This is a genomic window from Demequina sp., from assembly GCF_016278765.1.
Classification (GTDB): Bacteria; Actinomycetota; Actinomycetes; order Actinomycetales; family Demequinaceae; genus Demequina.
Genome location: NZ_JADQBE010000047.1, coordinates 16,886 through 36,381 on the forward strand (window position 1 = coordinate 16,886; position 19,496 = coordinate 36,381).

11 protein-coding genes are annotated in these 19,496 nt (G+C 63.0%); 10 read left to right on the top strand and 1 reads right to left on the bottom strand.

Features of this window, described 5'->3' with window-relative positions:
- The first annotated feature begins 27 nt into the window (after positions 1 to 27).
- The 6 genes from QZZ29_RS08710 (at position 28) to QZZ29_RS08735 (ending at position 13,168) form a co-directional block, all read left to right on the top strand.
- Entirely contained in the window at positions 28 to 3,120 is a 3,093-nt protein-coding gene (locus tag QZZ29_RS08710) for a BPTD_3080 family restriction endonuclease (RefSeq protein WP_291382629.1), read from the top strand.
- Positions 3,120 to 5,783 carry a site-specific DNA-methyltransferase gene (locus QZZ29_RS08715; protein WP_291382630.1) on the top strand — a complete coding sequence of 888 codons (2,664 nt, stop codon included), beginning with the start codon at positions 3,120 to 3,122 and terminating at the stop codon, positions 5,781 to 5,783. Before QZZ29_RS08710 ends, QZZ29_RS08715 begins: the two co-directional genes overlap by 1 nt.
- 3 nt (positions 5,784 to 5,786) lie before the next feature.
- Positions 5,787 to 7,673 carry a hypothetical protein gene (locus QZZ29_RS08720; protein WP_291382631.1) on the top strand — a complete coding sequence of 629 codons (1,887 nt, stop codon included), beginning with the start codon at positions 5,787 to 5,789 and terminating at the stop codon, positions 7,671 to 7,673.
- Complete coding sequence (locus QZZ29_RS08725; protein ID WP_291382633.1) at positions 7,670 to 10,465, top strand: ATP-dependent DNA helicase; 2,796 nt, start codon at positions 7,670 to 7,672, stop codon at positions 10,463 to 10,465. Before QZZ29_RS08720 ends, QZZ29_RS08725 begins: the two co-directional genes overlap by 4 nt.
- 3 nt (positions 10,466 to 10,468) lie before the next feature.
- Positions 10,469 to 12,304, top strand: a complete 1,836-nt coding sequence (locus tag QZZ29_RS08730; protein ID WP_291382635.1) for a hypothetical protein — start codon at positions 10,469 to 10,471, stop codon at positions 12,302 to 12,304.
- Positions 12,305 to 12,436: 132 nt separating this feature from the next.
- Positions 12,437 to 13,168 carry a hypothetical protein gene (locus QZZ29_RS08735; protein WP_291382637.1) on the top strand — a complete coding sequence of 244 codons (732 nt, stop codon included), beginning with the start codon at positions 12,437 to 12,439 and terminating at the stop codon, positions 13,166 to 13,168.
- A gap of 89 nt (positions 13,169 to 13,257) precedes the next feature.
- Here QZZ29_RS08735 and QZZ29_RS08740 read toward each other — a convergent pair whose 3' ends face one another.
- Positions 13,258 to 14,871: an ADP-ribosylglycohydrolase family protein gene (locus QZZ29_RS08740; protein WP_291382639.1), complete on the bottom strand. Its 1,614-nt coding sequence runs from the start codon at positions 14,869 to 14,871 to the stop codon at positions 13,258 to 13,260.
- A gap of 72 nt (positions 14,872 to 14,943) precedes the next feature.
- Between QZZ29_RS08740 and QZZ29_RS08745 the strand changes: the two genes are divergently transcribed.
- The 4 genes from QZZ29_RS08745 (at position 14,944) to QZZ29_RS08760 (ending at position 19,446) form a co-directional block, all read left to right on the top strand.
- Entirely contained in the window at positions 14,944 to 15,615 is a 672-nt protein-coding gene (locus QZZ29_RS08745) for an NUDIX hydrolase (protein ID WP_291382640.1), read from the top strand.
- A 46-nt stretch (positions 15,616 to 15,661) separates the two neighbouring features.
- Positions 15,662 to 17,008 carry an HD domain-containing protein gene (locus QZZ29_RS08750; RefSeq protein WP_291382642.1) on the top strand — a complete coding sequence of 449 codons (1,347 nt, stop codon included), beginning with the start codon at positions 15,662 to 15,664 and terminating at the stop codon, positions 17,006 to 17,008.
- Between the two features lie 451 nt (positions 17,009 to 17,459).
- Positions 17,460 to 18,284 (top strand): DUF4190 domain-containing protein, encoded by an 825-nt coding sequence (locus QZZ29_RS08755; RefSeq protein ID WP_291382644.1) that lies wholly within the window; start codon positions 17,460 to 17,462, stop codon positions 18,282 to 18,284.
- A 298-nt stretch (positions 18,285 to 18,582) separates the two neighbouring features.
- Complete coding sequence (locus tag QZZ29_RS08760; protein ID WP_291382645.1) at positions 18,583 to 19,446, top strand: GIY-YIG nuclease family protein; 864 nt, start codon at positions 18,583 to 18,585, stop codon at positions 19,444 to 19,446.
- The last annotated feature ends 50 nt before the right edge of the window (positions 19,447 to 19,496 follow it).

Below are 19,496 nucleotides of genomic sequence, written 5' to 3' on the forward strand. Positions count from 1 at the left end.
CGCTGAGGGGTGGAGGTGGAACAACCAATGACGGTCGACGCACTGAGCAACCCTGTGCTCAATACGCCGTACGACGAGCCAACTCAACACTTCGTGTTGGCGGCCAACGGGCCCACGGGCGAGATCGCTGCCGGGAGAAGGCCAAGCGAGTTCTTCGTCCCAGTCGCTCGCCCCAAGAAGGGCAAGTCCGGGTCGCAATCAAGCGACCAGATGGAGCTTGACCTCAACCCCACAGGGGAGAAGGTCGAGCGCAACGACGAGATCGACCAGCTCCGTGCTGCAGTCCGGATGTGGCGTCAGACCGGCTACCAAGGCACGACGCCGATCACCCGCAAACTGCTCGAACACTGGACTGACCCGAACCGCGAGAACCGCATTCTCTTTGCGCAACGCGAAGCGGCGGAGACCGCGATCTTCTTGGCAGAGGTGTCGGGGCGACACAAATACGACCGCAGCACGAGCGGCGTCGACTGGCGCCAGATCCTGACTGACCGCAATGCCGAACACAACGCAGGCCTGCCGCGCGTAGCGCTCAAGATGGCGACCGGCAGCGGCAAGACCGTGGTGATATGCATGCTCATCGCATGGCAGTCGCTCAATAAGACGCACGCACCGCACGACTCACGCTTCACTCAGCGCTTCCTAGTGGTCACCCCCGGCATCACCATTCGCGACCGGCTCAAGGTGCTTCAGCCCGGCGACCCGGAGAACTACTACGACATGCGTGGTTTGGTGCCGCCGGATCTGCGCCAGCAACTCAACTCTGCGGCCATCTCTATTGTGAATTACCACCAGTTCATGGCTCGTGATTCCAAGGAGATCAAGGGTATTGCGGCGGGCACCCGCAAATTGTTGCTCCACGGCAAGACAGTGGATCCCTTCAAGGAGACTCCCCAGGCGGTAGCGAGCCGGATTCTCAAGTCACTGCCGGGCAAGGGCGACGTGATGGTGCTGAACGACGAGGCTCACCACTGCTACCAGCCTCGCGAGATCGAAGAGAAGGTGGACGCGGAGGCCAAGGAGGCCAACGAGGGCGCCAAGGTGTGGTTCAAGGGCCTTGCGGACCTCCGCAAGTACGCGGGAATCAAGGCCATCTATGACCTCTCGGCGACTCCGTTCTATCTCGGCGGGTCCGGCTGGAGCGAGGGTCTCATCTTCCCGTGGGTGGTGAGCGACTTCTCCCTCATGGACGCGATCGAATCCGGCATCGTCAAGGTCCCCCGCCTTCCCGTCGACGACGATGCGGCGACCGACCAGGTGAGTTACCTCCACCTCTATGACCAGATCAAGGACGACCCCAACTGGCCCAAGACGGTGAGGGGGGCTCCTACCACGCCGGCGGAGTGGGTAATGCCCGCGGTGCTCGAGGGCGCGATTCGCAGCCTCTACAAGAGCTACGAGCGCGCCTACGCAGCCTGGGAGCGCACGCTCAAGGACCAAGGCGAGCCGCCACCCGTGATGATCGTCGTGACTGCCAACACGGTCGCCTCGAAGCTTGTCTACGACTGGATAGCTGGCTACGAACTCATAGACGGTGACCAGTCCAAGCACGTGGCCGGCCAACTGGGGCTCTTATCCAACGTGGAGGGCGAAGCGCCGGTAGCGCGCCCGCGCACCGTCATCATCGACTCGAAGCAGCTCGAGTCGGGCGAGCCCATGAAAGACGACTTCAAGAAGGCCGCAGCCTCGGAGATCGAAGCGTTCAAACAGCAGTACCGGATTCAGCGGGGCGGCGCCGAGGACGTGACTGACGCGGACTTGCTCCGCGAAGTCATGAATACGGTTGGTAAGAAGGAGCGCCTAGGTGAGCAGGTGCGCTGCGTGGTGAGCGTCTCGATGCTCACGGAGGGCTGGGACGCCAATACGGTGACCCACATCCTGGGCGTTCGGCCGTTCCGGTCGCAGCTTCTGTGCGAGCAGGTGGTGGGGCGTGGCCTGCGTCGCCGCGATTACTCCATCGACGAGGCGACGGGGTGCTTTGGTGCCGAGTACTCCAATGTGTACGGAATCCCGTTCTCGTTCATCCCGGCCGACGCCCCCACCGTAGATCCGAAGCCCCTTGACCCGCCCACTCGCGTCCGTGCCCTCGACGATCGTGAGCACCTCCGTATCGATTTTCCCCTGGTCGGCGGCTACCGCATCGAGATGCCCGATGCTCCTCTGATCTTCGATCGCGACGCCTCGGACTCTCTCACGATCGGCAGCGCCACCGTGCCGAGCTGGGTCGAGAACGCGGGCATCGTGGGTGAGACGGAACGCATCGAGGGCATCGCGGGAATGCGTCCGCAGGAGGTCGCCTTCCTGGTCGCCAGCCGCGTGCTCAAGACCTGGTTCACGTCTCAAGGTGACGCACGTCCGTGGCTCTTCCCGCAACTCGTCGACTTCACCAAGCAGTGGCTCGACGCGAAGTTGCACGTCGAGACCGGCTTCAGCGTTGGCTACCTCTCGCTTGCGGAGCCGCAGCAGCTTGCCGCCGAGGCGATCTACAACGCAATCACCCGGCTCGAGGATGATGCGGCACGCCAGACTCTCGTTCGCCCCATCCTCCGCAATCCGCCAAGCGGGTCGACAGACGGCGTCTGGTTTGATACCCGCAAGAAGACCTTTGAGACGACTTACTCGCACGTCAGCCACGTGACACTCGACGGTAAGGACGGCAACGAGTGGGAGCGCCGTGTCGCGCAAGTATGCGAAACACTTGTCGACAAGGGCCTGCTCACCACTTACGCCAAGAACGACCACCTGGGTCTCACCATTCCCTACGTGCACAAGGGCCGCACTCACGAATACTGGCCGGACTTCCTCCTGCGTCTCGCACCGATCGAGGGCGAAGACTTCAGCAGGACTCTCGTCGTGGAGGTGTCGGGTTCGCAAAAGTCGCCTGGCCCCACCAAGGAAAAGGCGCGGACCGCCCGTGACTCCTGGAGTGCGTCAGTGAATAACCACGGCGGCTTCGGCCGGTGGGGTTACATCGAGATTGGCAAAGACGGCGTGGATGACGCCGAGCACGTATTAGGTGAGGCACTCGCTCAGTTGCGCGCCGACGAGCCAATCATCGGCGACCCCGATCTTCTCTCGAGCCGACTGCTCGTCGGCATGAATCTTTCAACGGAGGACTAGTGGCACGCAGCAAGGCTCCCAAGGGCCCGAAGCCCGTCGAGGCGATCCAGCACTCAGACAAGCGGACCAACATTCCCACGGCCGACGCAGCGGGCGACTTCTTCGACGAGTCCGGCTCAACACTGCCTCCTCTTCGCTATCCCCGCGACCCTAGCCTCGACCCGCAGCTCGTGTGGAAGGGCAAGGACCAGCAGGACGGCGAGGATCTGATTGTCGACGCTCCGCCTATCTACATCCAGGAGAAGGTGGATCCGCGCGCGATCATCGCGAACGTCCGAGCACAAAGTAAGGCGGACGCCGATGAGATCTCCCTGTTCGACTTCGAGGACTTCGACGAACTTGACGAACTGAGCCAGGTCGAGTTCTACGAGCACGAAGAGTCATGGAAGAACCGCATGATCCTCGGGGACTCGCTTCAGGTTATGGGCTCTCTGGCCGAGCGCGAAGCGCTCCGGGGCAAAGTCCAGATGATCTACATCGACCCGCCATACGGCATCAAGTTCGGGTCCAACTGGCAGGTGCGTGCCGGCAAGCGTGACGTCAAGGATGGAAGTCCTCAAGATGCGGCCCGGGAGGCTGAGCAGATCAAGGCCTTCCGCGACACTTGGGAACTGGGAATTCACTCTTACTTGTCGTACTTGCGTGATCGACTCGTAGTGGCACGCGACCTACTCGCGACCTGTGGGAGCGTGTTTGTCCAGATCGGCGATGAGAACGTCCATCTCGTTCGGGGTCTACTCGACGAGGTGTTCGGTGCCGAGAACTTCGTTTCTCAGATTGTTTTCGCTACTACGAGCGGGTTCGCGCAGGCAACAGCGCTTGGCCGAAGCGGAGACTACGTACTCTGGTACGCGAAGGAAACCGCCAGTGTCAAGTACCGACGGCTCTATCGGCCGCGCACCCTGGACGACGACATCGGCGGACGGTATCGGCGGCTTGAACTACTGGACGGCCAACGTCGGCCGGTAGGCGCCCACGAACTCCACGCTCCACCTGCTGGCGCACGCATTTATCGACATGACAACCTGACTTCGCAGGGTGCAACGGCGACGGGTAGTGGTGAGTTTGAGTACGAGGGCACGGTGTTTCACCCTGGTGTCGGAAGCCATTGGAAGACTACAGAAGAGGGTCTCAAGCGGCTCCAGTATGCGAACCGACTGGGCGCGCCGACCCGACGGTCACTCGCGTACGTGCGGTTCTTTGATGACTTCCCCGTATCCGAGTATGGGAACCGTTGGGACGACACGCAGACCGGCGCTTTCACGGATGAGAAGCTCTACGTGGTGCAGACCAATACCAAGGTGATTCAGCGGTGCATGCTGATGACTACCGATCCAGGAGACCTCGTAATCGACCCAACTTGCGGCTCGGGCACGACGGCTCTCGTCGCTGAACAATGGGGGCGTCGTTGGATCACGATCGACACATCACGCGTCGCTTTGGCGCTCTCTCGACAGCGCATCATGGGCGCCCGTTTTCCCTACTTCGTCAAGGCCGATACCGCCGAGGGTCGCAAGTTGGAGGCGCTGCCTCCAGCAGATACTTCAGGTGACATCCGCGGAGGATTTGTATACGACAAAGTCCAGCACGTCACGCTAAAATCGATCGCGAACAACCCTGACATCAACGCCGGAATGAACCGTGAGCAAATTGATGAGGCCATAAGGCGTTTTGCCGACTTCGAGGTGCTGTACGACAAGCCCAAGCAGGATAAGTCAAAGGTTCGAGTTTCAGGGCCGTTCACGGTTGAGTCACTGTCGCCGCACCGTTCCCTCAGTTTTGAACAGGCAGAAAAGCTCGGGAGCGACGCCGACACGTCAGACTCCGAGTCGGGTTTCGAGCAGTCCATCTTGGCCAACCTGCGGCGAGCCGGGATTCAGAACGGGCGCCGTTCCGAACGCCTTGAGTTCGAGACACTCGAGCCCTACAGCGGCGCGTACGTCCAAGCACGCGGCGACCGCAAGAACGGTGACGATGACGTGACCCCGTCGCGCATCGCGGTCGCGCTTGGACCTCAGTACGGCACCGTAAGCCCGGGTTTCATCAAGGCCGCAGCCAAAGAGGCGATCGCCGACGAGTCTGTTGACCTCCTGTGTGTGCTCGGCTTCGCCTTTGACCCTCAAGCGACGGGCGTCACCGAGGACGATGGAGTCACGGTCGTGCAAGAGTTCGCGAGCGTCGAGGGGGAGCGCAAACTCGGCCGCATTCAGGTCCTGCTCGTCCGCATGAACGCCGACCTGCTGATGGGTGAGGACCTCAAGAAGACGGGGAGCGGCAACCTCTTCACGGTCTTTGGGGAGCCCGACATCTCAATCGACAAGACCGAATCCGGCCAGTTCGCCGTGACACTTAACGGCGTCGACGTCTACGACCCATCGACCGGCGAGGTCCGCAGTTCGAGCCGCAAGGACATCGCGCTGTGGATGATCGACACGGACTACAACGAGGAGTCCTTTTTCGTCCGCCACTGTTACTTCCTTGGCGAGAACGATCCCTACAAAGCGCTCAAGACCGCGCTCAAGGCAGACATCGACGCGGATGCGTGGGCGGCTCTGTATCGCGAGGAGTCGCTGCCCTTCGACAAGCCGTCAACCGGCAAGATCGCGATCAAGGTCATCAACGACTACGGCGACGAAGTCATGAAGGTCCTGGAGGTCAACTAGCGCATGCCACTTCCGTACCGCACTTCACTGCGCCTCCCGGATGACGTCGATGTCATCCGGCTCGCTGAACAAGAGGTCCAGGATTGGATCGAGAAGCGCAAGAAGGTTGACCGCTCGAAGCGGACCGGGTTTATCAACGGCACATTCTTCGAGCCGGGCGTACACGACCTTGGAAGCGGCAGGTCGCTCGTCGTCGCGGAGGCGGACCGGGCTGAGGACGGCAGTCGCCGTCGAGTCCTACGCTTCACAGAAACAAACGCATCCGGTAAGTGGCAAGTTGATGCCCTTGCCATGGAGTACGCGGATTCGGGGCAGCCTCGCCGGAGTCTGATCGTCGAGGCGCTTCGAATTGACGACCCCGATGGCGAGGGTGAGGTAGATCCACCGGGCCTCGTGAGGCAACTTCTCGCCGAGCAAGATGTTGTAGATGGGGTCACTCCCGTGACGGCAAAGCCCCGGCTGATCGGCATAGAGGACGTGGACGTCGTCTTCAGTGCCATCACTGACCAGGCGCGCAACGTCTCCGTCATTCTGGCCGGATCATTGGGCCCAAGCTATGACGAAAAACTCCGTAGCCGGGTTGAGAGCTTGACCTCCAAGCTCACAGGAGCCGCAAGTGTCTTTGTGTTGACGCAAGACGCGACCACGGAACTCAATCAACGACTTCCGCGCACTCACGCTGTCAACGAGGGACATGTGCGCACGTTCATGCCACGCGTCGACCTCGGCAACGCCGCCGATGGCCACAACCACAGATTCTTGGGCCCCGGCACGCTAGCTCGAGCGATTGATGGGCCTCGGGTGCGGCCGTATCTGCAATCTGCGTTCGCGGTGCAGACTCGCGCCCGTCAACTTTCGAGCCCTCTCCCAGCAGACATTCGCCGGCAACGCAGACTCATTGACACTGCGCTCGAGGAAGTGCTCAGGAGCGTCGAAGAGACCACGATCGAGCAGGAGAGGGCCGAAATTCGGCAGCAATCGGCCAATCAAGAGGCCTCGACTGCTCCGGTTGTCGCGCAAGAGTCGCCCTATGCACAGTTGCGCGGGCGAGCACGTCGCCTGCTAGCGCGAGTGCTCGGCAAGGAGGTCGATGAGCCGACGGTCGATGACTTCGACGCGGCAGAAGCCCAACACGACCGGCTGGAAACCGCACTCGAGGCCTCCCGCGCATCCGTCGCCCGGGACCGCGCCCGCTTTGAACAAGAGCAAGAGGCACGCGAGTCCCTGAAGGAAGACTTCGAATACCAGGGACTAGAGCTGGTGGAGGCACAAGAGGAAATAGGTCGGGTCTCCGACGAGCTCCACTTCCTGCGGATGGAAATGCTTGAACAGGGCCTCGGCGAGCAGGCCTACGCATATGTGCGCGACGCCACCTGGGACACTCCGAGCGACCTCAGCGAACTTGCTCTCACCCTCTTGCCCGATGAAGGCGAGCATCCGGCCACCGCTCACGTCGTGTTCACAGGAGACCTTGACCAGGTCATGGAAGCACAACAACGGGACGGTAATGGCCTCGCGGTTCAGCGGGCCTGGAAGGCGATCCGCGTCCTCCACGACTACGCCCGCCTTAAGGCGAGCGGGGACTTCTCCGGAAACGTCGCGACCTACCTCGAGAGTGACAAGCACAACGGCACAAAGGTGCCCGCGTCCTGGCACGCTCGCGGCGAGACAACGCAGACCATGGAGCAGTGGGGTGATGAGCGACTCTTCCCGGTTCCGCCTGAGGTCGACCCGTCGGGAAAAACGACCATGGAAGCCCACTTCAAGTGCGACACGAGCAGCACCTTCGCCACACGCATGCACTACCTGGATGACACGGACAGGACCGGAAAGGTCTACGTCGGCTATATCGGGAGGCACCGGACCAACACTCAGACGAGGAACGCATGACGCTGCCGTATACAGAGTCTCAAAAGGAAGCCATTGCGGAAGTCTCGAGCCCGCTCCAGTTGATCGCGTGCGCAGGGTCGGGCAAGACTCAGGTGATCTCGCAGCGAATCTCCACCATTTTGGGTCTACCCGGCGCGGCGCCAGGGAACATCGTGGCGTTCACCTTCACGGAGAAAGCCGCGGCTGAACTCAAGGAACGAATCTACGAGATCGTGCGGCAAGATCACGGCGAGATTCCTGGACTCGCCGAAATGTACGTGGGCACCATGCACGGATATTGCCTGAACCTGCTCCAGACCTACGTGCCCGAGGCATTCAAGTACGGCGTTCTCACGGAGGTCACGCAGCGACTTCTGATAGATCGCAACAGCACGCAGTCCGGCCTGACGACGTGCACCAAGATCGTGGGCGGCGAGACTCAGACACTGCGGCGTTTCACGGATTCACGCCTGTACGCGCAGGTGCTTTCGATCCTCCAGGAGGACTCGGTCGACATGTCGATGGTGCCCGACGCCGTCGATGCGAGCCTCAAGTCCTATCTGACGATGATCGCTGAACGAAACCTCTTCGACTACACCACCATGGTTGCGACCGCCGTTGAGATGCTCGAATCGGATGACGAGACCGACGCTGGTTCAGCGGCTCTGCTCCACCACGTACGTAACGACATCCGCTACGTCGTTGTTGACGAGTACCAAGACGTGAACCCGCTTCAAGAAAGACTGATCGGGGGAATCGTCCGTCACGGTGCAAACCTCTGCGTCGTCGGTGACGACGATCAGACCATCTACCAATGGCGCGGTAGTGAAGTCAGCAACATTCTGAAGTTCAGTGCGTCGCACGATGAAGTCGTCCAGATCACGCTTGCCGAGAATTTTCGAAGCTCACAGGGGGTCGTCGCGCTTGGTCGCTCGGTGGCGGAACGACTTCCTACCGACGAGCGGCTCTCGAAAGAGATGCAGTACGCGTCGCATCAACAGTGGGAACGTGGCGACATTCTTGCGCTGCATTTCGACGATCTGGACGGCGAAGCAGAGTGGATTGCGGATCGAATCGTGCAGTTGCTCGGCACGCCCTTTGCCGATCGTGACGGGGCGGACGCTCGGGGAATGTCGTGGTCAGACATGGCAGTACTCTTCCGCACTGTCAAGGATGCAGACGCGTTGGTCGCCGCACTGCGGGCCCGCAAGGTGCCCTACATCATTAAGGGTCTTGCACGCCTGTTCGATGCTCCGGAGATCCAGGCATTGGTATCAATGTTCCGGTACATGACCGGCGAGGCCTCGGAACAGGAAGTCACTGAACTGTGGGAGGCCGCAGAGCTTCTGCCAGCGGGAAAGCCGGTGGCGCCAGCTCTCCGCATCCTGGATGAAGGTGCGAACTTCCGGCGGGGTGACCGCTGGGGGACGTACAACATTCAGCGTCTCTACCTCGAGGTCCTCGAAGCACTTGACGTGCGCGAGGCGACGATCCCTGGCGGACAGTCCCGAGCCGAACTCGTCATGTATCAGCTCGGCAAGTTCTCCCAAGTCATCTCGGACTTCGAAACCATCTACTTCGCATCGAGTCCCGAGCGCAAGTACGAGTCATTCGTGGGATTCCTGACCCATCAAGCGCCTGGGTACTACCAAGAGGCAGACGAAGACTCCGGCTACGCAACCCCCGATGCGGTGACCATATCTACCGTGCATCGCGCCAAAGGCATGCAATGGCCCGCGGTGTTTGTTCCCTGCCTGCGTCGCAACCGTTTCCCCAGCCCAGCGCAGGGCGGGACCAACATCTTTCACATCATTCCCATGGGAGCTGTTCAGAACGGAGCGCGGTACAGGGGAACGCCTTCGGAGGAGCGCAGGCTCTTCTACGTGGCTGTCACCCGCGCCCAGAAGTACCTCTACATGACCTGGGCGCCAGGCACTGCCGCGCGCAACAAGAATCCCTCAGAGTTCTTCCTTGAGGTGACCCAGTCTGATTGGGTGTCGACAACCGATGATGTGCACGCTTCGGGTGGCAGCCTCCCGCCTGTTCCGAAGTCAGAAACGCCCGCTATCTCGATCTCGTTCTCGGAACTCAAGTATCTGTTTGACTGCCCATATCAGTTCAAGTTGCGGTTCATGTACGGCTTTAATCCCCCGATTCACGAGGCACTCGGCTACGGAAAGGGCCTCCACGACGCGCTCGCGGAGATGCACAAGCGGGCTCTAGGCGGCGATGTTCCAGACCGAACTGAAGCCCCAGAGCTTGTCGAACGTCACCTTCATACCCCTTACGCGTACCCTGCGCTGCGCGAGCAGTTGAACAAGTCGGCGGTCAAGGCGATCGAGCGGTATTTCGACCACCACGGAGAGGACCTGACGCACACGATTCACTCCGAGAAGCAGATCGAAGTCCAAGTAGCACCCGGCGTAACGGTGATCGGCCGAATCGACCTCGTGAAGTCGCTCGCCACGGGCGAGACGTCCATCGTCGACTTCAAGTCCACCGAGGAGGCACAGGCGACGGTCGTCACTCGTGATCAGCTGAGCGTCTACGCCCTTGGCTATCGTGACTTGACCGGCGAGTCGGCGGACCGTATCCAGGTCCTCAATCTCGACGAGAAAGGCGAAAGCCTCAACGAGGCAGTCGACCAACCGTTACTTGAGGCGATCAAGTCGAAGATCGGCGTTGTAGCGAAGGACATCCGCGAGAACCAGTTTGTTTGCGGCCATGACCACTCGACAGAGGGTGCTTACAGCGATCTGGCCTGGCTGACCAAGGGTGTTGAAGAAGACGTCCCGGAGTCATCGAGGAGCTGAGCAATGGGGGCTATCACGCGCGTCGATGACACGAACTCTGCCATCGCTTTGGCCGACCTCCTCAACGGTACTGAGCGTGAGCGGCTCATCGTCGTCGTGACTATCCCCGCGAGCCAGAACGAGCCATGGATCGACGTCGTCGAGATTGCTCAAGAAGCGGGCAACCTGGCTGACGTATTCCTCATGCCGACCAGCGATGTCTCGTGGGATTTCTCGGAGCGCATGGCCGAGGGCACACAGGTATTCGGTGGCGCTGGTCGTGTCTATCCGGTTGGCACCGAATGGCAGGCCGATCTCAGCAAGTCCCCGCTTCGCTTCGCCTTCAACCCTGAAGACGGCAATCGCGCCACGCAACTACTCATCTCGGATATGTTCCGCATGGCCTCCGCAGCCGGACTCCTCCAGTCACTTCCTTCGCAGATGCTGCGGAAGGTTGACGGGGTCGTCAAGATGGTGGTGGCGGGCCGAGCCTTGGTCGACACCGGGAACGCTTCGCTGGCCACGGTCGCAGAAGAACTCGTCGTGGACGATGTGGCAATCGAGCGCCTCATGGCGGTAGGCCAACGGGTGAGCGGGTGGTTTGACGCGGAGTCAAGGCGCATCGATGTCGCCAAGAGCCTCCGCACTCCCAACGAGGCCCTTGCCGTGTACTCGGTGGGCGATGTGGTGCTCGCCAAAGTCGCGACGGTGAAGAGCGATCGGGCCGAGTTGATGCTGTACCCCAAGACGACCGCACCATCCGTGACGGTAGACGTGTGGCGCTCCGACGTCACCGCCAACCCCTACGATGATCTGCGGGAACTCATGACGGTCGGCGAGGTCATTCCCGCGCGGGTGACCGCCGCAGGACCAAGGTGGTCGCTCGTCCTCAGTGACGTCGATGACGATGAACCGATCCTGACCGCTCCGTCGCTACTGCCCGGAGGTCCAGCCTGGCTGATCGAGGAGCTTGACGAGCCAGAAGCCGACGAAGATCAGTTGACCGAGGCGCCTGCGCTCCCGATGCCCACTGCGGCGCCCGACCGTGACGTGTCGACTCCAGCGCCCGAGCCGCAGGTTGCGGAGGCTCTCCTCCCAGAGGCCCCCGCGCAGCCTCATCCCCGGCCGAGTCCCGCGATGCTAGATCACGGCACCTCGCGGCCAAACCCCGCTCCCAGCGCGCCCGTGGCCGCCGCCCCCCAGCAAAAGGAATCAACCAGAGGGCTGCTGCTCAAGATCGACGGGCTCGTAGCTGACGTCACCCGCCTCATGCGTGAGGGCCAGGGGCTCGCGGCCCAACTACGAGCCGCCACCGACGAGCGTGCGCAACTTCGCTACCTGCTGGATCAGGCGGAGCATCGCGCGAACAAGATGGAACACGACCTGAAGGTCGCCAAGGCCCGGCTGCGAAAAGCAGGGAACTCCAAAGCGTCCTCGAGCGGTCCCGGGCCCCAGTTTGCTGACCCTGAACAGAGGTTCCGCTACCTGGTCCTTACCCAGTGGGCGACGCGCACGATGTCCGCTGAGCAGCGCGATAGGCCTCTGCCCGGGTACGTCATCGGTCCACGATTCCTCGACTCTTTGGCCGAGCTGGAAGGAATCGCCGACGAGAAGGTCGCAGATGTGGTCTTCGAGATCCTGACGGGGCTTGCGCCCCAGGTGGCAAGCCGCGAGGTGCATCGGCTCCGTACGGGCACCGGAGGCGACGACCCGATCCGCACCCGTGACGACGGGGCGGTGGCCTGGCGTGCCAGCCTCCAGATCAACACGCCTTCCGCACGTCGGATCCACTATTGGCGGCTTCCGAATGGGCAATTCGAACTCGCCCAGGTCGCGACGCACGACGACTTCGACCTGTGACTGGTCGGGCCAGCGCCCCTATTGCGGTCACCAGTTCCTGCACCAGCCCCAAGCGATGGTCGCTACGAACTCGGCGCTGCGGCGTTGGTGCGGCCCTGTTGCTCGCGCGTGGCGGTCACGCAAGAATGTGGCATGGACCCCGACGAAGACGACGAAATAGTGTTCTTGAGCCCGAGCTTGCTCCTCGCCCAGGCGTGGGCTGTGATCGCGGGACTTTCTAGTCGCCATCCGGACCTTGTCGCTTCTCACGTTCGCAGTGACGGTGACGTGCTCTACATCGTCCATGACGAGACGGGAACCCTTCGGCTGCAGTTTGATCTCACGGCAAACTTGTGGTTCTCCGGACCTGAAGCTACAGCTGAGCCGCTCACGTGGCCCGAGGTTCTCGAAACCTTGCGACCGTCGTTCCTGATCGAGACGTCCGAGCGAATTGTCTTTGGCCCTCCCTCTCCCAACGCCGGTAGCACGCGACGTTCCGAGAGCTACGCCTGCATCAGCCAGATCCTGGACTCGGAGATCCATTCAGAACGAGATTGGACAGTGTCGCCACTCAGGGTCTTGCCGGGCTCCGATGATCCCCACAGTTGGGAAGTCGCCGCAATGTTCCCAGGCGCAACTGCTAACGCTGAAGCGATCCTCGAAAACATTGCCCTCGACGTTCAACTCATGGGGCAACGGGTTGCTTATGAGCCCTTCTGGCTGCTCGAGTGCGATCTTGTTCCGACGGTCCTCATCGATACGCTGAATGCTACTGCCTTCTCGCGAAGTGGGGCGTGGAGTCTTTCAGAACCCTCTGATTCGGGACGGCCAACGATGAGGAGTCTGGTGGCGGCGATCCTCGATTCAACTGAGTTTGATTCCTGATTCTGGGCCGCACTTGCGTTCCACGAGATTTGGATAGGGGTACCCCTGGTCGGGTGTGTGGTTCAGGGTTCGCCGGCTACCGCCAGAGGTCATTGCGTGAAGGTTTGCGCGCGAAGCACGGATGCGAACGCCTGGTTCGGGTGCGCCTGGGGGAGTGCGGCACACACCTCGCGCACCGCGCGCTCACCGTCCACGCCCAGGTGCCGCATCGAGTACAGCGCCGCCACCGTGGGTGTCCGCGACTGGGCCTGCACGCAGTGCAGCAGCACCGTCTTGCCCTCGGCCCGCAAAGCCGCCACAGCATCGGCCGCTTCCGTGAGCACGAACTCCAGGTGCGGGTTCTCGCCGGGAGCCTCCTTGTCGATCAGCCGCACCGTCACCCGGTCCCCGGCCGCGATCGCGTCGGGCACCTGCCGCGTGCCGATCCGGCACAGGGAGACCACCGCGTCCACACCCGCCGGGAGGTCGTCCAGCATGCCCACGGCGCCGATCCACACGCCCTCGTCGTGCGGGTGCTTCGCGAGCACGCCGATGTCCCCGTATGCCGAGTAGTCGACGCGTTCCGTGGGTTGATACGAGGTCGGGTAGTCGCTGCCGACGTTGCGTTGCACCTCCACCGCGAGCGTCGCGAGCTCGTGTCCGGTCAGCACCACGCCTTCCCCGCCCCAGCCGTGGAGGCGGCGCTGCCAGCCGAGCGGGATCGCGTCCACCCCGGCGAGCGCCCCCGCCAGCGCGCCCGTGATCGCCGCGACGGTGTCGGTGTCCCCGCCCGCGTTGATCGCGTGCTGGAGTGCGAGCCGGAAGGCGTCGGGCGTGGCCGTGAGGTCGTCGACGAGGTCGAAGCCCGCGCGATGGATCGCCGCCCACGCCGCCTGCAGCGCGTGCACCACCCAACCGTTCTTGGGGAAGTCCCCGGGCTCGGCATCGGCCGCCTCCGCGAGCAGCGCGCGCCACCGGTCGCGCCGGGACTCGGGCAGGCACCGGAGCGCGTCCTCGACGTCCACCACGCCGTAGGTCACGGCCATGTGGATCATCACCGACCACAGCACGCACGCATCGCCCGCGTCGGGATCATAGTGAGTAAGCCCGCTCAGTTCACGCGCGCTGGTCACGATGGCGTCCACCGTGCGCGCGGTGCTGAAGAATCCCGAGTTCGAGAACCGCACCAGCAGGCCCACCGGCGCGGTGCGCATCAGCGAGCCGTTGCCTCCGCTGCGGCCCGTGGACTCGTGGACGCGCCGCGCCGAGGCCCGGGCATCGTCCGCCGTGGAGCTTGCGCTCAGCCGGCCGAGCACGGCGCGCGTCTGGTTGCCGACGTCGGGCGCCTTCTGTGCCCAGGCGCGCCACTCCTGCACCACCGCGGTGGGGATCGCGCGGCCGTCGGCCGGGTCCGTCTGCGCGAAGGCGCGCAGCAGGGGAACCGCCATCGAGGTGTCGTCCGTCCACTCCCCGGGCGCCCAGGCGAAGGTGCCGCCGCCCACCATGTCGTCGGCCGTGCCCGCGAGCACAATGCCCGGTGACGGGCCAAACTCGTACGGCGCGCCCAGCGCATCGCCCACGGCCATGCCGACGATCGATCCGGCCGCCCTGCGGGCAACCCCGGGGGTCCGGCGCGCCCTCTCCTCGGCCGTGAAGTCCGCGTCGAAGTCTCCGCTGGCGGCGCGTATCTCGTTCAGATCCAGTGTGTTGTCGCTCTCGGTCATGGCGACCCCCTTCGTTGTTGGCGCTATTCTGCGCTAATTGACACATTAGCGCAACCCTGCGACAATTGCGGTATGGCCAGCTACCACGACTCTTCCGGACGGACCCTCACGGACTACCCGCGACCCTCCGTCGCCGTGGACACGGCGGTGCTCACTGTGGCCGACGGCGCGCTTGCCGTGGTTGTGGTTCCCGACGGCCGCGACGGCACTCGCCCCCTGCCTGGAAACTTGCGCCTGCCGGGCACCTTCCTGCACGAGGGCGAGGTGCTGGCCGACGCTGTGCGCCGCTCCCTCGCGGACAAGGCCGGCCTGGGCGGGCTCGAGCCCGTGCAACTTCACGTGTTCGACGCCCCCGGCCGTGACGACCGCGGATGGGTGCTGTCCGTCGCCCACGTGATCGCCGTGCCAGCCGAAGCGCTGGGGGAGACGGCCGTCGTGGCCACCGACGACGTCGGGCCGCTGGCGTACGACCACGAGGAGATTCTCGCCCTGGCCGTCGCCCACGTGCGCGCTGCATATAGGGAGCACCCCGACCCGTGGACACTGTTGGGCGACCGGCCGTTCACGCTGCTGGAACTCGAGCGACTGCACCGCGCCGTCGACCCCGACGGCACCCCGCTGCGCGACACCTTCCGGCGCGCGATGGAGCCGCAGTTGGTGGCGACTGGAGAGTTTGAGCGGGGCACGGTGGGGAAGCCGGCTCGGTTGTTTGTCCGCTCCCACCTGAGCGGAACCCTCCCGTGAACGCGCCGGGCGGCATAACTGTGACTCACCGAAAGGAAGACCAGCAATGACACACAAGAAGGTGCTGTACATCGACATGGACAACACGCTCGTGGACTTCAGAGCCGCGCTCGAAGGAATCCACCCGGACGTTCTCGCCGAGTACAAAGATCGTGAGGACGAGATCCCCGGCATCTTCGCGCTGATGCCGCCGATGCCCGGCGCCGTCGAGGCCTTCGCGGAACTGGACAAGTTGTTCGACGTGTACATCCTGTCCACCGCGCCGTGGAAGAACCCCTCGGCGTGGCAACACAAGGTCGAGTGGGTGCACAAGCAGCTGGGGATGAGCAAGGACACCGCCGCACACAAGCGCCTGATCCTGTCCCATCACAAGAACCTCAATCGCGGCGACTTCTTGGTCGACGATCGGCCGATGCACAACGGAGCGGACAGGTTCGAGGGTCACGTGGTGCCGTTCGGCGCTGAGGAATTCGAGACCTGGGACAAGGTGGTCGCGTACCTGCGCAAGCGTGCCGTTTCCTCGGCGGGAGACGCGGAGGCCGCGATCGACTTCGGGGAATCACCCGCGCCCGCCCACGAGCCCTGGGAGGCCGCCCGCGCCCGTCGCCTCGCCATCCCCGCACACTCGGGGCAGACCGACAAGGCCGACGCTCCCTACTGGCGACACCCGATGCGTGTGGCGGGCAACGTCCGCATCCTCTACCCTGACGCGCCCGACGAGGCCGTCGCCGTCGCGTGGTTGCACGACGTGCTGGAGGACACCGAGTGGACTGAAGACGCGCTTCGGAAGATGGGGTTTTCCGATGCGGTGGTCGATGCGGTGATCTTGCTGACGCGCATCGACGGTGTGCCCTCGGAGGACTACTACGCGGCGATCCGGAGCGCGGGGGGCCACGCGCTTATGGTGAAGCACGCGGACATCATGGACAACCTCGATGAGGAGCGGCTTTCGCGGCTCGATGCGGCGTTGGCCGCGAAGCTGCGCACCAAGTACGCGAACGCGGTGGACGCGTTGGGCCTGCCCCCGCACGGCGAACTGGGCGGCGCGAAAATGAGGTCGGCGCTGTTTGACCAGGCGGTCGCGGCGCTCGAGGATGCGCACGCGTACCCGATGCTCAGCCGCGAGTACATGGCGGGTGTGCAGCGTGCGTACCAACACCTCACGCTGGTGGCGACCGAGACGGCCGACGAGGACGAGCGCGAGGAGGCGCAGCAGATCGCTGACGGGCTCCTGATGTATCTGGCGGTCGACTGGTCCGCCGTGGAGGACGTCGAGGTGCGCTACCGCGACGGTTCTACTGAGGTGCTGCGCCTTCGCGACGACGACGCGGCTCGTGAGCGTTTGCGTGAAGCCGCGGCGTTTCGAGTGATCGAGCCGCTCGGCTATTCCTGAGACGTGCGAGTGGCTGGGATGATCGCCACCTGGCAGTCGCCGGTTCAACCGGGGCCCTCGCCGCGCAGTTGCTTGGCCATTACCTCTGAGTAGGTGCCCCATTCTGGGTTCTGCTACCCACGTGATGAGTTCACCCTCAACGCGTCACAGATGCCGTCGCCGCAGATTGGTGCGTTCTTGTAGAACATTGCTTGCGCTTGGGTCAAAATGCATCAGACGGGAAGATTCGAAACGGTGTTCTTGACGCCAGCAGTTCAATGCACGGCGGGCAACACCCACACAGTTGCACGACGGTAGCAGTCGGAACGAAATACGTCTGCGGTGCTCGAACTCGCAGTGCACCTTTCGGCAGGACAGGAATAGGTCCGAAGGTCGGCATGTATGTCAGTCGGATCTGCTAGCGTCAAATGGCCGCCGAAGGTGGCGTACCACCAAGACTGAGGGAGGACCCATGTCCGACATCCAAGCGGCACAGCCCGCACCTACGCCCCCACCTGCCCCCGCTAAGGCTAGCAATGGACTCGCGACTGCGGGCTTTGTGCTCGGTCTACTGGGATTCTTGGGGTCCTTCATCCCACTGATCAATATCGTGGGTATCTTGCTCGGTGTCGTTGGTGCGATCCTCGCCGCCATCGGTTTGATGAAGGCCAAGAAGGTGGGCGTCGGCAAGGGGCTCGCCTTGGCTGGCGTCATTCTTGGCGTGCTCGCGCTGATCATCGGCATTGTCGTGAACGTTGCCTTCGCGAGCGCCGTCAGCGACTCAGTCGATGACGTCACTGTCGAGGTCCCGGCGGACACAACGGACGACGCCGCAGCGGACGACGCCACGACCGACGCCGCTGCGGCCGACGACACCCTCGGCACCACCCGCAGCAATCCCGCGCCGCTTGGCTCCGCGATCACCGACGGCGACTGGACAGTGACAATCAACTCGGTGACAACCGCCAACGAGGACTCCTTGGGTCAGACGCCTGAGGCTGGCTCGACGCTGCTCGTGATCAACATGACCGCCACGTACATCGGGACTGACGAGCAAGGAGATTCGGCTTGGGCGAGCGTCAAGTTCGTCACCGCGGAGGGAACCACAATCAGCTCCCTCGATGGGTCAACGATCTTCATTGCGGAAGACGAGTTCGACACGTTGACGACCCTCTACGAAGGCGGCTCGGTCACGGGCGACCAGATGCTTGAGGTGCCCGCTGACGGTTGGCAGAACGGCGTCCTTGCCGTTTCCCCCGGCCTCTTCTCGGACGACACATTCGTGGCTGTCCAGTAAGGGCATCTAGCCTACGCCAGCACTAGTTCTAGACCGGCTGAGCCCCGCGTTCCCGCTGTGGGAGGCGGGGCTCAGTCCGTTTCGCAACCGCACACTGGTCACCGGACGGGTACTGAACCTGCTGTCGTCCAAGTGCAACCGTCTTCAGTTAATGGGAGCCGCGTGGAAAGTGTCACGTCGCGGTCGCAAAATGCGTCGCGCTCAGTAACCCGGTTGGTTGCCCTGATTGCTTCCACCCAGACGCGCACCGCGCTCGACTCGTTCCGTCGCCCGGAAAGCGGGCCCATAGGGTGAGGGTATGACTGGGGCACGTGGCGGCGAGAGTGGGCGTTGGCAGGGCAACCTGACCTTGGGGGATGTGCTCATTAGCGCGGGCGTTCAGCTTTCCGATGTGCTCGCGATTAGGCACACCTTCAAAGAGGAAGGGCTGGCGTCGCCCAGTGATGCGACCGCTGAGGGCGTCATGACGTACACACGTCGCCAGGGTGCGCCCGGGGGAAAGTTTCCGAAACAGCCGCCACGTTGGTGGCTCGTGTTCCTGGCGGACGGTGGACGACGATCCCGGCTGTACGGGGCGTATGAGAACTTCGGTGATGTCGAGGAAGAGCGTGATGACGTTCACCGCTTCTACGACCTGGTGGAGTCGGACTTGCTTCACTCTCTCGATGGTCGACTGGTGGCGGAGTGGTCCTCGGACTCGATCAACTGGGCGAAGCGTGGAGCGGTGGCAGCGAGTTTTCCCGTCGTGGAGACTTCGGACCCTGACGCGGTGCCCTTTCCAGGCTTTGACCGCATTGCGTTGTCGTACGCGCAGTTGCAGGAGGTCATGAGCGACTCGCGGTACGCCTCGTGGCAGACGGCGCTTGGTGCTGTGCAGGGGATCTACCTCATCGTGGATCGCAGTACGGGCAAGCTCTATGTCGGCAAAGCCGACGGAGCTCAGCGGATTCTTGGTCGGTGGAAGCAGTATGCGGAAACGGCCCATGGGGGGAATGTGGCGCTCCGCGAAGCACTAGGTATCGATCCTGAGCGCGCACAGCACTTCACGTGGAGCCTGCTACGAGTCTTTGGGTCGAACACGACACCGGATGAAGTCGACCGAGCCGAGTCCCACTTCAAGGAGACGCTTCAGACTAGGAAGTTCGGCTACAACCTCAACTAGGGCGTGTCTCTGAAGTCATGCGAGCCAGAGTATGATCGCGGCGAGGACGA

Bases quoted from the DNA above. Each gene is read 5' to 3' on its own strand.
- QZZ29_RS08710 (WP_291382629.1), top strand. From the start codon at position 28: ATGACGGTCGACGCACTGAGCAACCCTGTGCTCAATACGCCGTACGAC.
- QZZ29_RS08720 (WP_291382631.1), top strand. From the start codon at position 5,787: ATGCCACTTCCGTACCGCACTTCACTGCGCCTCCCGGATGACGTCGAT.
- QZZ29_RS08725 (WP_291382633.1), top strand. From the start codon at position 7,670: ATGACGCTGCCGTATACAGAGTCTCAAAAGGAAGCCATTGCGGAAGTC.
- QZZ29_RS08730 (WP_291382635.1), top strand. From the start codon at position 10,469: ATGGGGGCTATCACGCGCGTCGATGACACGAACTCTGCCATCGCTTTG.
- QZZ29_RS08735 (WP_291382637.1), top strand. From the start codon at position 12,437: ATGGACCCCGACGAAGACGACGAAATAGTGTTCTTGAGCCCGAGCTTG.
- QZZ29_RS08740 (WP_291382639.1), bottom strand. From the start codon at position 14,871: ATGACCGAGAGCGACAACACACTGGATCTGAACGAGATACGCGCCGCC.
- QZZ29_RS08745 (WP_291382640.1), top strand. From the start codon at position 14,944: ATGGCCAGCTACCACGACTCTTCCGGACGGACCCTCACGGACTACCCG.
- QZZ29_RS08750 (WP_291382642.1), top strand. From the start codon at position 15,662: ATGACACACAAGAAGGTGCTGTACATCGACATGGACAACACGCTCGTG.
- QZZ29_RS08755 (WP_291382644.1), top strand. From the start codon at position 17,460: ATGTCCGACATCCAAGCGGCACAGCCCGCACCTACGCCCCCACCTGCC.
- QZZ29_RS08760 (WP_291382645.1), top strand. From the start codon at position 18,583: ATGACTGGGGCACGTGGCGGCGAGAGTGGGCGTTGGCAGGGCAACCTG.